At 62.2% G+C, this 12,522-nt stretch carries 12 protein-coding genes; 9 read left to right on the top strand and 3 right to left on the bottom strand.

Going from position 1 to position 12,522, the window contains the following annotated elements; genetic code table 11:
* Window positions 1-101: 101 nt before the first annotated feature.
* Genes DBV08_RS06370 through DBV08_RS06360 form a run of 3 tightly spaced genes read left to right on the top strand, consistent with a single transcriptional unit; the run spans window position 102 to window position 3,205 of the window.
* Window positions 102-674: an HdeD family acid-resistance protein gene (locus tag DBV08_RS06370; RefSeq protein ID WP_095969444.1), complete on the top strand. Its 573-nt coding sequence runs from the start codon at window positions 102-104 to the stop codon at window positions 672-674.
* Complete coding sequence (locus DBV08_RS06365; RefSeq protein WP_095969445.1) at window positions 664-1,812, top strand: AI-2E family transporter; 1,149 nt, start codon at window positions 664-666, stop codon at window positions 1,810-1,812. The genes DBV08_RS06370 and DBV08_RS06365 overlap by 11 nt, the downstream gene beginning before the upstream one ends.
* 43 nt (window positions 1,813-1,855) lie before the next feature.
* Window positions 1,856-3,205 (top strand): hypothetical protein, encoded by a 1,350-nt coding sequence (locus DBV08_RS06360; protein WP_124566881.1) that lies wholly within the window; start codon window positions 1,856-1,858, stop codon window positions 3,203-3,205.
* Here DBV08_RS06360 and DBV08_RS06355 read toward each other — a convergent pair.
* Window positions 3,202-3,825 carry a superoxide dismutase gene (locus DBV08_RS06355; protein WP_003944189.1) on the bottom strand — a complete coding sequence of 208 codons (624 nt, stop codon included), beginning with the start codon at window positions 3,823-3,825 and terminating at the stop codon, window positions 3,202-3,204. The genes DBV08_RS06360 and DBV08_RS06355 overlap by 4 nt on opposite strands.
* A 260-nt stretch (window positions 3,826-4,085) precedes the next feature.
* Between DBV08_RS06355 and DBV08_RS06350 the strand changes: the two genes are divergently transcribed.
* From DBV08_RS06350 to DBV08_RS06340, 3 genes are all read left to right on the top strand, one after another.
* Window positions 4,086-5,264 carry an acyltransferase gene (locus DBV08_RS06350; RefSeq protein ID WP_166810272.1) on the top strand — a complete coding sequence of 393 codons (1,179 nt, stop codon included), beginning with the start codon at window positions 4,086-4,088 and terminating at the stop codon, window positions 5,262-5,264.
* On the top strand, window positions 5,203-5,916 hold the full coding sequence (msrA, locus tag DBV08_RS06345) for a peptide-methionine (S)-S-oxide reductase MsrA (RefSeq protein WP_020905733.1): 714 nt from the start codon (window positions 5,203-5,205) through the stop codon (window positions 5,914-5,916). Before DBV08_RS06350 ends, msrA begins: the two co-directional genes overlap by 62 nt.
* Before the next feature lie 112 nt (window positions 5,917-6,028).
* Window positions 6,029-6,625, top strand: coding sequence for a hypothetical protein (locus DBV08_RS06340; protein ID WP_235171010.1), 597 nt, complete (start codon window positions 6,029-6,031; stop codon window positions 6,623-6,625).
* 15 nt (window positions 6,626-6,640) lie between these two features.
* Here the strand turns inward: DBV08_RS06340 and DBV08_RS06335 are convergent, their stop codons facing one another.
* Together DBV08_RS06335 and DBV08_RS06330 are read right to left on the bottom strand one after the other, a co-directional pair.
* Entirely contained in the window at window positions 6,641-7,570 is a 930-nt protein-coding gene (locus DBV08_RS06335; RefSeq protein WP_124566880.1) for an LLM class F420-dependent oxidoreductase, read from the bottom strand.
* 21 nt (window positions 7,571-7,591) lie between these two features.
* On the bottom strand, window positions 7,592-9,367 hold the full coding sequence (locus tag DBV08_RS06330) for a hypothetical protein (RefSeq protein ID WP_124566879.1): 1,776 nt from the start codon (window positions 9,365-9,367) through the stop codon (window positions 7,592-7,594).
* 414 nt (window positions 9,368-9,781) lie between these two features.
* Here DBV08_RS06330 and DBV08_RS06325 point away from each other — a divergent pair, with 414 nt between their 5' ends.
* From DBV08_RS06325 to DBV08_RS06315, 3 genes are read left to right on the top strand one after another with little or no spacing between them, the layout of a single operon-like run.
* Complete coding sequence (locus DBV08_RS06325) at window positions 9,782-10,786, top strand: DUF4328 domain-containing protein (RefSeq protein ID WP_124566878.1); 1,005 nt, start codon at window positions 9,782-9,784, stop codon at window positions 10,784-10,786.
* The gene (locus DBV08_RS06320) at window positions 10,783-11,547 is read left to right on the top strand and encodes a glycerophosphodiester phosphodiesterase (protein ID WP_095969452.1); all 765 of its coding nucleotides are present in this window, start codon (window positions 10,783-10,785) and stop codon (window positions 11,545-11,547) included. Before DBV08_RS06325 ends, DBV08_RS06320 begins: the two co-directional genes overlap by 4 nt.
* Before the next feature lie 11 nt (window positions 11,548-11,558).
* Window positions 11,559-12,473 (top strand): DUF5926 family protein, encoded by a 915-nt coding sequence (locus DBV08_RS06315; RefSeq protein ID WP_124566877.1) that lies wholly within the window; start codon window positions 11,559-11,561, stop codon window positions 12,471-12,473.
* Window positions 12,474-12,522 lie beyond the last annotated feature (49 nt).

The following is a 12,522-nucleotide window of genomic DNA, read 5'->3' as shown; positions in this document are numbered from 1 at the left end:
ACGGGCGGAAAGGTCACGCTCGCCCTACGATCTGTCGGTATTGCCCTGTTTGAAGAGCTGTTGAATCGGTCAGAGACACCCGCTTGCTTCGGAGGCTACTGATGGTCACGCAGAACCCGTTCGTGCAGTACGGCAAAGAGATCTGGTGGATGATCCTGATCCGCGGAATCTTCGGCGTGATCTTCGGAATCATCGCACTCGTGTGGCCGGGAATCACCGTGGTGGCCTTGGTTTTCCTGTTCGGCATCTACTCCGTTGCCGACGGCTTGATCACGATCGTTCGGGCCATCAGGGACCGTGAACACCTGAGTTCGTGGGGATGGTGGGTATTCACCGGCGTCGTTTCGGTGGGCGCCGGTATCGTCGCGCTGGTCTGGCCCGGCATCACTGCGCTGGTCCTGCTGTACATAATTGCCTTCTACGCCATCATGTTCGGAATCTTCGGAATTGTCGGCGCCTTCAAGATGAAGGCGCTGCCCGGATCCAGTTGGGGTTGGTTACTCGCCGCATCGGTGCTCGCGGTCATTTTCGGCATCATTCTCCTCATCGCGCCAGGCGAGGGCATCATCAGCCTCATCTGGTTGTTGGGTTGGTACGCAATCTTGTTCGGCCTCTTCATGATCGTGGGTGCATTCCAGATCAGGAGCCGGGCAAAGGAAGCCGGTGTTCTCTAAGAAGGGAAAGCCGGCCGTCGCGGCTCCCGCTCCGATCCCCACGCTGTCCGGCAGTGAGAACTGGTCGATCCCTCGTGGTTTGATCGTCCTCCTGGGTCTCGCGGCCACCGTGGTCACCGTCGGTGGAATGAAGGTGTTCGGCGGCATCCTCGGACCGGTGTTCCTTGCGCTGGTGCTGACGATTGCCGTTCAGCCCATTCAGGATTGGTCGCAGCGACGTGGGTGGCCCAAGTGGGTCGGAATGCTCGGCTCACTGGTCACCGTGTACCTGATTCTGCTCGGGTTGGCGGCGTCGTTGATCGTGTCGACAGCCCAGTTGGCGACGATCCTGCCGCAGTACTCCGAGGAGATGACCAATCTCCTCAACGAGGGCCGCGACAAGTTGGCCGACTTCGGAGTGAGCACGGAACAGATTCAAAGCACGCTCAGCAGTATCGATCTCACGAAGGTGGTGGGCGTACTCGAAAGCGGACTGGAGGGCCTGCTCGGCATTCTGTCGGATCTGGTGTTCATCCTCGCGCTGTTGCTGTTCATGGCCTTCGACGGCATGAGCATCCGCTCGCGTTTGCACGTGCTGTCCGAGCAACGTCCCGAAATCTCCTACGCGCTCTCCACCTTTGCCGCCGGAACCCGCAAGTACCTGGTTGTCTCGACGGTATTCGGCCTCATCGTTGCGGTACTCGACGGTGGCGCGCTGTGGCTCATGGGCATTCAGCTACCCGTTCTGTGGGCATTGCTGTCCTTCATCACCAACTACATCCCCAACATCGGGTTCGTCATCGGTGTGATTCCGCCGGCGCTACTGGGGCTCCTTCAGGGCGGGCCGTGGCTGATGCTGTGGGTGATCGTTGTCTACTCCGTTATCAACTTCGTCATCCAGTCCATCATTCAGCCCAAGTTCGTCGGTGACGCCGTCGGGCTGTCGGTGACGATGACGTTCCTCTCACTTGTCTTCTGGTCGTGGGTTCTCGGGGCGCTCGGAGCGCTGCTGGCGATCCCGCTGTCGTTGTTGGTGAAGGCCGTCCTGCTCGACATCGACCCGGCCACACGCTGGGCGGATATTCTGATCAGTGGGCCTCGGGACATGCCGAAGGAGGAACCCGAGGAGCCCGAAAAGCCGGCAACGCCCGCACACTAGGGCTCTCAGTGTTTCTACAAGTTGTTGCTTTATCGTCTCGCCCATGAGCGCCGAGAACACCACCGAAAACTCCCACCGCCGGCCGTCACGCCTCGGTCGACGGCTGGCGGTGGGCGGTGTGGCCGCGATCGTCGCGGCTGCGGTGGCGGGGATCGGGTTCGTGATCTTCGCGGGCGGTGCCGACACCTCGAACACCGTCGCGATCGTGAACGCCGACGCCGGAACCACGCTCGACGGCAAGGAACTTCGGGCGGGCGAGACGTTGGTGGACACCCTGGGCAAGAACGAAGATTTCGACTTCCAGGTGGTCGACAACCCCGACGGCAACTACTTCGCGACGTTGACGGTGCCGGAAGACTTCAGCGAAACCGTCGCGTCGATGTTCGGCATGGATCCACGGCAGGCGAGCGTCGACCTCGAGGTGAAGGGCTCGGATTCGGAGAAGTCGGCCGAGCTGACTCGGGCCGTATCGGCGCAGGTCGGCGCGGACGGCATCAAGGGGCTGCTGGCTCAGACGTCGGCGGCCAGACGCTCGATCGATCAAAACCTCACCACCGCACAGATTCTGGTCGCCGGAACCAATGAGGCCGGAAAGTCCATCGATCAGGTGAAGGCGGGCGCAGGCACTCTGCTGCCTTACCTCGAGACCGCACGCTCCGGGGCTCTGGAATTGATGAGCGTCGCGGATCAGGTGTCCGGTGTTGTCGATCAGGCGTCGGGATCGGCGGAAGAGCTGGCCACGCGCGCTGATTCGCTGGGCTTGACTCTGGGGGAGGCGTCGTCGCAAACCGCGGAACTGAAGACACGAATCGACACGCTGCAGACTGCGCTGAACGGCCTTCCGATCCCGCCTGACGTGACAGCGCAACTGGCCGGTGTGAGTTCGGATCTCGGTGCGCTGAATGCGCAATTGGGCACCGTTCCGGCGCTGTTGGGTGGCTCCGTCGGGCCCGACACGGAGCTCGGTGATCTAGTCCGCACCGCTGTCGGGCAGCTGCAAGGCGCGAGCGATCAACTGAGCAGTGCTGCCGGACAGTTGAACGACGGCCTCATCCCGATCGCCGATCAGGCGCCGCAGATGCTCGGTGACGTGACCGATCAGATCACCCAGGGATTCACGACGCTGCAAGGAATCGCCAAGTCATTGGTCACGGGCCTCGACGGGGCGAAATCCGGTATTCCCGCGATGACTACTCCGCAGCAGGTTCAGCTGACCTCGGTGCTGTCGGATCCGGTGGCTGTGAATCAGACCAGCGCGAGCAGCGGTGACTCCGGAACTCGCACACTGGCATTGGTCTTCGGAGCGACGACGGTTCTGCTCGGTGGTGCTTTGCTGACACGAACGGCGGCGCCCCTGGTGAGGCGCCGCCGTTCGCAAGAAGAACGTGACTAGACGATCAGACCTGCGGTCTGCGTACGTGCACGGTCGAAGCGAGCCGAAACGTCGTTCCAGTTGACGATGTTCCAGAATGCCTTGACGTAGTCGCCCTTGACGTTCTGGTAATCGAGGTAGAAAGCGTGCTCCCACATGTCGAGGAGCAGCAGCGGCGTGAGGCCGATGGAGATGTTGCCCTGCTGATCGTAGAGCTGGACGATGATCAGACGCTGTCCGATCGAGTCCCACGCGAGGATGGACCAGCCGGAGCCCTGGATGGCGTTGGCGTTCGCGGAGAAGTGAGCGCGGAAGAGATCGAACGAACCGAAGTTGTCGTCGATCGCTGCGGCGAGTTCGCCTTCGGGCTTGTCGCCACCGTCAGCGCTGAGGTTGTTCCAGAAAACGGTGTGGTTGGTGTGGCCACCGAGGTGGAACGCCAGGTTCTTCTCGAGCAGGTTGGCCTGCGCTGCGATGGTGTCGTTCTCACGAGCCTCGGCCAGCTTCTCGAGTGCAGCGTTGGCTCCGGCAACGTAAGCCGCGTGGTGCTTGTCGTGATGCAGCTCCATGATCTTGCCCGAGATGTGCGGCTCGAGGGCTGCGTAGTCGTAGGGGAGTTCCGGCAGCGTGTAAACAGACACGAGGGTCCCTTCTTTGCGGGCTGGTGAGCCCTGGTGCTTTAGAGTGCGTCGATCACCGGTCACGGCGTGACGTCACTCGCGTATGTGCAAATCATTCTTCGGGTTTCCACCCAATAACATTCGTACACCGTCCGCAACAGTCCGGCTCAGGTAGTAATCACCAAAGAATAAAGTTCGGGAAACCGAACTCAGTCCAATCTAAGGGTAAGCTAATATGCGCAAATTCGTCGTAAAGGTGAACGGAACCTTAAACTTGCGCGATGCCCGCACCAGTTTTCCTCCCGGAATCACCAGAGGCGGCCGCGCCTCGGGTGAATCTTCCGGGCGCTGACCTGCTGCGAGCCCTGGCGGTTGCCGCCGTGATCTACTCCCACATCTCTTTCTACGTCATCGACGATCTCGGCTCGGGTTGGTGGGTGATCGACGTCGTCTACGGCGTTTTGATCGAGCCGGCCGAACTCAACCAACATCTCTCTTTTGTCGGCGTCGCGGTATTCATGATGCTCACAGGTGCTCTGGTGACGCGGTCCGCGATTCGCGACGGTCCCGGAAAGTTCTTGACCAACCGATTCAGTCGACTGCTGCCCGCATTCTGGGTGGCAACCGCGATTGCCATTCTTCTGGTCCGCCTCGGAATCAACGGAATGTTCAGCGGTCAGGAAGGTATTTCCGATACCGAAGCGTTGATGAGCTTTTTTCTCGGCGGATTCTTTCTCAAGCCCGAGGTGGCAGTTCTCGGAGTGACCTGGACTCTCACCGTCCAATTCCTCTTCTATCTCGCTTGCGTCGCGGCTCGACCGATACTGCGCCTGCGCCCGATCGTCATGCCGCTCGCCGGTGGTGCGCTCTGCTCACTGGTTCTGCTCTACAACGTCTACGCGCCCTTGCCGTACACCGTGCCGATGCTGTCCAAGATCGCCGCGACGCTGCCTGCCGTCTTCCTCGGCCAGATCATGTACCTCGCATGGGCGAAGCTCGCTCCCGGCCGCTGGCTGATCGTCGCCGTCCTCGTCCAGATGCACGTCATCATCGTGGCGACCCAGTTCCGCGTGTACTGGGCCGGCGAGCACTATCTGTGGACCATCTCGGTAGTCGCCGCAGCGGTTGTCCTCATCGGCCGCTACGACGGCGTCCCGACGCGTTGGCCGGTCGTGACGTGGCTCTCGACGCGCAGTTACGTCATCTATCTCGTGCACACGCTGATCCTGTACCGCGTCGTCGAGAACACTGTTCTATACGTCGGACCGACGCTGGCGTTTGCATTATTCCTTCTGGCCACGGCCGCGGTAGCAGAAATCGGCTACCGGTGGGTGGAACTGCCCGGCGCCCGCGCGATCACGGCGTGGCGAAACAGTCGCTCGCGCGTAGCATCGAAGCATGAGCTGGTACGACGACATTCTGGGACGAGCGTCCGCAAAATCCACGCTGATCGCGCCTGAGGACGCTCTCCCCGGGCGAGAGCAGAAAATGCCGGTACCTACCGCGCACTACGTCAACGGGCATCCGTTGACGCCGCCGTTTCCGGCCGAACTGCAGACCGTCGTCGTCGGCATGGGTTGTTTCTGGGGTGCCGAGAAGGAGTTCTGGCAGCTTCCCGGTGTGTACACGACTGCTGCGGGTTACGCGGGCGGCTTCACTCCCAATCCGACGTACGAAGAGACGTGCTCCGGCCGTACCGGTCACACCGAAGTGGTGCTGGTGGTCTTCGATCCCGCAGTGATCTCGTACGAGCAGATCCTGGCGCACTTCTGGGAGAACCACGATCCGACGCAGGGGATGCGTCAGGGTAACGACCAGGGCTCGCAGTACCGGTCGGCAATCTTCACGACGTCCGCGGAGCAGGAAGAAATCGCTCATGCGTCGGCTGTCGCTTTCGGGGAACGACTTGCCGAAGCCGGATACGGCGCGATCACCACCGAAATCGGTCCGCTGCGCGACTTCTTCTACGCGGAGGATTACCACCAGCAATATCTGGCGAAGAATCCCGGCGGTTACTGCCCGGTGCATGCCACCGGCGTCAGTTGCCCGGTCGGATTGCTCCGTCAGGACCAGGTCCCGGCGCAGACGGACATCCTTCCGCCGAGCGAATAACTGGAACAGGTGTTGGAGGACACATGTGATTCAGCTCGTTAACACTTGCAACTAGATCGAAACAAAGGGAATCTCGATGTAAGAGTGTGTCGTCGAGAGAACTGAGCTCATAATGTCAGGTAGTACGCGAGGAACTGCGTCGCTGCTCCGACGCACCATTCATGTAGGCCACGATCCGATGGTTCGCCGCAGTGATCGGATCGAAGGATTCATGTCCTTCGGTCTGATCATTTTCGCGATTCTTCTGCTGCCTATCGCAGTATGGGCGGGCGCTGCGACGGCCTCGAGCCAGAACGCACTGATCGCCAAACAATCCGCCGAATTGCACAGCATCACGGCGACGACGACCGCAGATTCGACGCAGACCACCGCATCGACAGCCGATTACATTGCGCCGACCACCGAAATGGCCAGCGCGCAGTGGAACTGGAACGGTCAGGTTCACACGGGTGACATCACCGTCGACTCCACGACGCCGGCCGGTACCGAGATCTCTATCTACGTCAACGACAAGGGCGACAAGACCGTAGCGCCGATCACTCAGAGCGCTGCCGACGTCGCAGCCGTGGTGACCGGGGTTTTCACCTGGTTCAGCGTGATGTCCTTGCTGGTCATCGCGTTCATGCTGGTGCGGGTATTTCTCGACCGGTCCCGCTCGGCCCAGTGGGACCGAGACCTACGCGCGTTCCTCGACGCGAACGCGCTGTAGATCCCGGCCCATTTCTCACTGCAGTTGGGGCATGACCTCGCTTGCGACGAGTTCGAGATGATCCAGGTCGGCGAGATCGAGAGTCTGCAGATACACACGCTGTGAACCGGCCTCGGCGAAAGTGCCGATCTTGTCGACCAGCTCCGAAGGCGTTCCGGCCAGACCGTTCTCACGTAGCTCGTCCACGTCGCGTCCGATAGCCTCGGCGCGCTTCTTGATCTCCGCCTCGTCGCGGCCACAGCACAGGACGAGAGCGTTGGAGTACACCAATTCGTTCGGATCACGCTCGATGTCGACGCAAGCCTGACGTACCCGCGCAAAGATGTCCTTCGTTTCCTCGAGGGACTTGAACGGGATGTTGAACTCGTTCGCGAACCGAGCGGCGAGCGCCGGAGTCTTCTTCTTGCCCGTGCCACCGATCAGGATCGGCGGACCGTCGACCTGGTGCGGTTTGGGAAGCGCGGGAGAGTTCTTGATCTGCACGTGCTTACCGTCGTAATCGAACGTCTCGCCCACCGGCGTACGCCACAGGCCGGTCACGACGTCGAGAGTTTCCTCGAGCAGTTCGAAGCGATCCTTGAGCGCCGGGAACGGGATGCCGTACGCCTGGTGCTCTTCCTCGTACCAGCCGGCACCGATGCCGAGGTCCACGCGGCCACCACTCATCTGATCGACCTGTGCGACCGAAATGGCCAGCGGTCCGGCGTGACGGAACGTAGCCGACGTCACCAGAGTACCGAGGCGGATGGTGGACGTTTCGCGGGCGATTCCGGCGAGCGTGATCCATGCGTCTGTGGGTCCGGGAAGGCCGTCGGAATTCATGGCGAGATAGTGGTCCGAGCGGAAAAATGCGCCGTAGCCGAGTTTTTCGGCGGTCTGGGCAACAGTCAGTAGTTGTTCGTAGGTAGCGCCCTGCTGGGGTTCGGTGAATATACGCAGCTCCATGACTTCTACTCTGCCACTTTTTCACTGGGTCGGGACGACGGCACCGACTTGTCCGGCGCCGAAACACAGGGTCAGTCCCGGCGTTGTCGGCGTGATCTTCACGCTGTCTCCGTGGCCGACCAGGCGCACGAATGCCGAGTGCAAACCCTGCGTCACGGGTACGGATACTGCGTCTCCGGCCTCCAACGCAACATCGATCGTTCCGTCGGCGCTCGCGAGGTAATTGAGCTGAACCGTCCATTCCCAGCCGGCCAAGGGACCGTCGAGGGGTAGTTCGGTCGGGCCTTCGGCACGGGTGCCGCAGTTCGGTGTCGTCCCTTCGAGAATCCTTCTCGTCCAGGTCACTTCGGCATCGACGATCTGGCCGCTGTCGTCGATGGTGCGCAGAATCGGAGTGCTGGAAGAGAAGTCGGGGCGATCAGGCAGCGGCGCGAAAACGTTGCTTGCCAAATTATTCGGAAAGGCGACGGGAAGGAGCACCTGGATCGCGACGGGTTGCTCGAGCAGTGGAGCATCCTGATTCTGTGACAACGAGATTCGCGCATTCGCGAGGTAGCCGCGAGTCGGGTTCTCGCGCCAGATGTCGACGAACGTGACGGTCGAGACGAGCGAACTGACAACGAAGAGCACCGACAACCCGGCGGCGACTGCGACGGGTATCCGAGACGGACGCCGCCGAGGCGCAGCGAGTATCAGGGCGGCGGCGAGGGCGAACACCGTCGCCGAATCCGTGAAGTAACGCAAGGTCTGCGCCAACTCGTAGGTGGTGTCGGCGTCGGATCGGGTCGCGGTCATCGCCACCACGGAGGCCAGGAAGTACAGAGTGGCGGAGGCCCAGATCCAGGCAGCGCAGCGTCGGGCACGCACTGTCATCACTACCGTCGTCAGCAGCATTGCCCAGGCCGCGACTACCAAGGCCGTCGGTGGATCGGCCCAGGCGGGGCTGGGGATCCACCGCTCCCAGCGCCAGGGGCCGCCGAGAAGAGTGGGAAGCATCCCCAAAGACGTGCCGTGATGCAGCAGTTCGGTGGACATGGAACGGCCGTATCCGGTGATCGGTGATTCGACAGTGGTCAGATACACCGGAATCCAGATCGCGAGCACGGCGGCGCAGGCCGTCCACAGGCGTCGGCACTTCGTGATCGCACTTCGTATCGGCGTTCCTTCACCTTGTGTGCGTAAGTACAGCACCAGGAAAGCGAGTGCCACGAACGGAACGAGCACCGCCTTCTCGAAGAACAGCAAGGAGACGACAAAAACCGCGGTGCCCGAGAACACGTAGCGCACATGCCCGGTGCGGTACAGCTTGATTGCGTCGCCGCATGCCCAGGCCAGCGCAATCTGGAGCGGCAACGCATTGAGCGCGGCTGCCCACCACGAGAACGCCGGAAGCGTCAGCGGGACGAAGAGATACAGCATCAGCGGAATCAACAGCGCCGGTCGCCAACCAAGGACCAACCGAAGAGTGCGCAGAAGCGCCAACGACGCCGCGGCCTGACCGATGACGAGCAGTGCCGCCGACAGCGCCCAGTTGTACGGCGCGATGCGGGTGATCAACCCGGTGAAGAAGAAGGCCGCGGGCATGAAGTGACCGTCGTGGTCGTAGAGCAGGAGTTCGCTCGAGAAGAGAGGGAAGCGTCCTCCTCGGCCCATCAAGATGAGGTCGTCCCAGTAGAAGTAATTGCTCGCGGCAACCCAGGCACGAATGACGAGCTGACATCCGATCAACACGAACGCGAGTTGCGCGACCCGTTTCGGGGTGAACGTCAGAGTTGGCTCGGGCTGTGGAGAAGTCATCGACGGCCATGCTTCCAGGTGTGTCAAAACCGGTCTTCGACAAAAAGGGGATAACGGTCTTTTCTGTCTTTTCGGGAGCAATTTCTGAATGCATTGTGAACTTTGCCGGGATAAATGACGCCGACGCCCAAAAGTTCACTGACCTGCGGTGTCAAATTCATCCTCGAGCCTGTGCATCGTTCGCTAACACCTGTCAGCAAATTCTCAGGGTCTTGCCCGTGACCTGTGGATAAAGCCCGTTTCATTCATCCAGAACTGTGGATGAACCTGTGGAAACTGTGGATAACTCGAGTTTTTAAGTGGCGGAGGTCACATTATTCGAACAATGCAGGTGAACGGGGTGGAGGTTCGATCACAAATCGGGAGTGAATCCATTTGCTGCCGTTACCGATACGGCGTGACAGAATCGAAGTTGTGAGTGTCGTTCAGGTCTGCGCCCGATGCGCCGCGCGCTGGCCCGTCCTCGGCGGCCCAACGCTGCGCAACGGAGTCGGCGGCCCGACTCAGTGGTGCCCGCGCTGCAGCGGCGTCCTGCTGATCCCCACCCGCACCGAGATCTACCAACCGCCCAACCGTCGTGGCTTCCGCTGGATCGCGCGCTCCCCGTCCGATCCACGCGGAGTAGGGGACGCACCAGTGCGTCGTAACCTCGCCACGCCGCGATACGACGCCGTCCCGCAGTGGGGACTCCACGACGTCGTCGACACCGCACCGGTGCCGCCCTCGCGTGCGGACCGCATGGCCGACCGAGTCGGGCCGCTGCTGACGCTCGCGACCATCTTCTACGGACTGGCTGTGTTCGCCGAACTGGGCAGATACGCGATCCTGGTGCGTAACCGCACCACGCTGATCCCGCAGTGGCTGCTCACGGTCTCCGACGCTTCCGTCTACTTCACTCAGCTGGGTGGACTGCTGATCTCCGTCTTCGCGGCAATCGCCGCTGTGTGCTGGCTGCTTCGTCGGCGTCGTGAACACTTCGCGGGTGCCCGTGAATCCGATCCGCGCACAGCGTCGGAAGTGGTCGTCGGCTGCGCTGTGCCGATCCTCAACCTGGTGATGCCGGCCGTTTATGTCCTCGAGTTGGTCCGCCGCGATCCGCGCGGAACACTGCTGGTGAAAATCTGGTGGGGTTTCTGGGGATTCAGCGCTCTGTTGCTGGTGGTCAACGCGTACTGGCGATCACGCCCGGGCATTCAGGCGATGGCCGACGGGGTACTGCTGAACGCCTTCATCGCCCTGGTCGCTGCCGTCACCGCGGCGTTGACGCTCGTCGTGATTCGCCGGATCGAGCGCAAGAGCTGGCGCGGCGAACCCGAATCGGAAACCCGATGGGTGCCAGTGCCGCGCTCGGTGCTGGAAGAGAAGTCGGTGCTGGATGAGAAATCGGTGCTGGAAGAGAAGGAGACCGCTGCCCTGTGAGTCCAGATCGTCGCGGTCCACTCGTCGTTGCGCACCGAGGTGCGTCGGCTGCGCTGCCCGAGCACACCCTCGCCGCGTATGAATTGGCGCTGGAGGAGGGCGCCGACGGGCTCGAATGCGACGTCCGGCTCACCCGCGACGGACACCTGGTCTGCGTTCACGATCGCAAGGTCGACCGAACCTCCAGCGGCACGGGGATCGTCAGCGAGATGACGCTCGACTCGCTGAACGCTCTGGACTACGGGTCGACGAGCGAACCGGCCGAACTGCTGACTCTCTCCGACCTCATCACCCTCGCCTTGGATTTCGCGCGCCCGGTGAAGCTGTTCATCGAGACCAAGCACCCCGTACGGTTCGGCGGCTTGGTCGAAGCAAAACTTCTCGCGGAATTGCACCGCTTCGGGATCGCGTCGCCGCCGTCGGCCGACCACTCTCGCGCTGTCGTCATGTCTTTCTCGGCTACTGCCGTCTGGCGAGTGCGTCGTTCGGCGCCGCTGCTGCCGACGGTCCTGCTCGGTGACGCGTCGCGGTACCTCGGCGGTGGTGCGTCGACGGCTGTCGGCGCCACGGCGATCGGGCCGTCGATCAAGGCGTTGCGTGAACATCCCGATCTGGTCGATCGAGCTGCCGCGGCGGGGCGCGCGACGTACTGCTGGACCGTCGACGACAAGGCGGATGTGGACCTGTGTCGTGAGCTCGGGGTCAGTTGGGTCGCAACCAACCATCCCGGGCGCACGAAGCAATGGCTGGGCAGCGTGTAGATTTTGCCCTCGTGGCCAAGAAGAGCAAAAGAAACAGTGGACCGAAGCAGGGCAGCGCACGCGCAGAGAAGCTGGCGGCACGCCAAGCAGAGCGTGAAGCCGCTGCCGGCGCAGTGAACCGCCCGTTCGAGGGCCTTGCCGCCGAGTGCGATCTGGTCGCGCTGCGCGAATTCGTTCCGTCCGCCACGGCTCCGTTGCCGGTCATCGGCTCCGACCGTCCCGTCACGTTGGCGACGGTCCTCCCCGGCGCTGTTGCCGCACTCGTTCGCGACGAGGGCGAGACGGCCACCGGATTTGTCGGTGTGCAGGTTCAGGCGCACTCTGCCGACCTCGGCGCAGACCTCGCGGCTTCGGTGAACTGGATCAAGGACGCAGCCCCCGGCGACGCGCTGTCTGCCGCGAACCCCGATTCCGAGACACCCGCAGTCACCGAGGTTGTCGATCCCTCGGCTCTGCTCGACATCACGGTGCACCAGGACTTCAACTGGTGGATCCCCGAGGGCGTCGAAACCGATCCCGAGGTTGCCGCCACCGTGCAGCACGCCAACTCGGCGATCATGCCGTCTGCACGCCTCGAAGGTGACGGCCTCGTTGCCGCGTGGTGGGTCGACGCCGGAGAGAAGGCGCACCTGCGTTGGGTTCGCCCCGAGAGCGAAGACGATCTGATGCTCGCGCTGGCGCGCGTGCACGCGACCGGTGGGCTGCACCTGGGTGAGGGCTCGCGCTACGCAGGCTCGTTCCGTACCCACGGCCTGTTGGTCCCGGTCTTCGACCTCGACCGCGAAAAGCATGCAAACGAGTGGGTAGCGGCAACCGTCGAGCTCGGTGAGCGTCTTGCCGAGGCGCTGGCCGTCGACGCTCCGCTGAACTCGGCCGAGTTGCGCTCGCGCGACGGCCTGCGCGGACGCCAGGTCACGCTGCGCTGATTTTTTCGCCAGAACTATAGGCGTTACGCAAAGTTACGGTTAATGTTGG

It is taken from the genome of Rhodococcus sp. KBW08 (genome assembly GCF_003852455.1).
In the GTDB taxonomy this organism is placed as follows: Bacteria; Actinomycetota; Actinomycetes; order Mycobacteriales; family Mycobacteriaceae; genus Rhodococcus_F; species Rhodococcus_F baikonurensis.
The sequence above is the reverse complement of the archived record's forward strand: the minus strand, read 5'-3'. Positions and strand labels throughout refer to the sequence as shown.

Excerpts from the sequence above, each read along its gene's own strand:
- DBV08_RS06370 (WP_095969444.1), top strand. The coding sequence starts at position 102 with ATGGTCACGCAGAACCCGTTCGTGCAGTACGGCAAAGAGATCTGGTGG.
- DBV08_RS06360 (WP_124566881.1), top strand. The coding sequence starts at position 1,856 with ATGAGCGCCGAGAACACCACCGAAAACTCCCACCGCCGGCCGTCACGC.
- DBV08_RS06350 (WP_166810272.1), top strand. The coding sequence starts at position 4,086 with ATGCCCGCACCAGTTTTCCTCCCGGAATCACCAGAGGCGGCCGCGCCT.
- msrA (WP_020905733.1), top strand. The coding sequence starts at position 5,203 with ATGAGCTGGTACGACGACATTCTGGGACGAGCGTCCGCAAAATCCACG.
- DBV08_RS06340 (WP_235171010.1), top strand. The coding sequence starts at position 6,029 with ATGTCAGGTAGTACGCGAGGAACTGCGTCGCTGCTCCGACGCACCATT.
- DBV08_RS06335 (WP_124566880.1), bottom strand. The coding sequence starts at position 7,570 with ATGGAGCTGCGTATATTCACCGAACCCCAGCAGGGCGCTACCTACGAA.
- DBV08_RS06330 (WP_124566879.1), bottom strand. The coding sequence starts at position 9,367 with ATGACTTCTCCACAGCCCGAGCCAACTCTGACGTTCACCCCGAAACGG.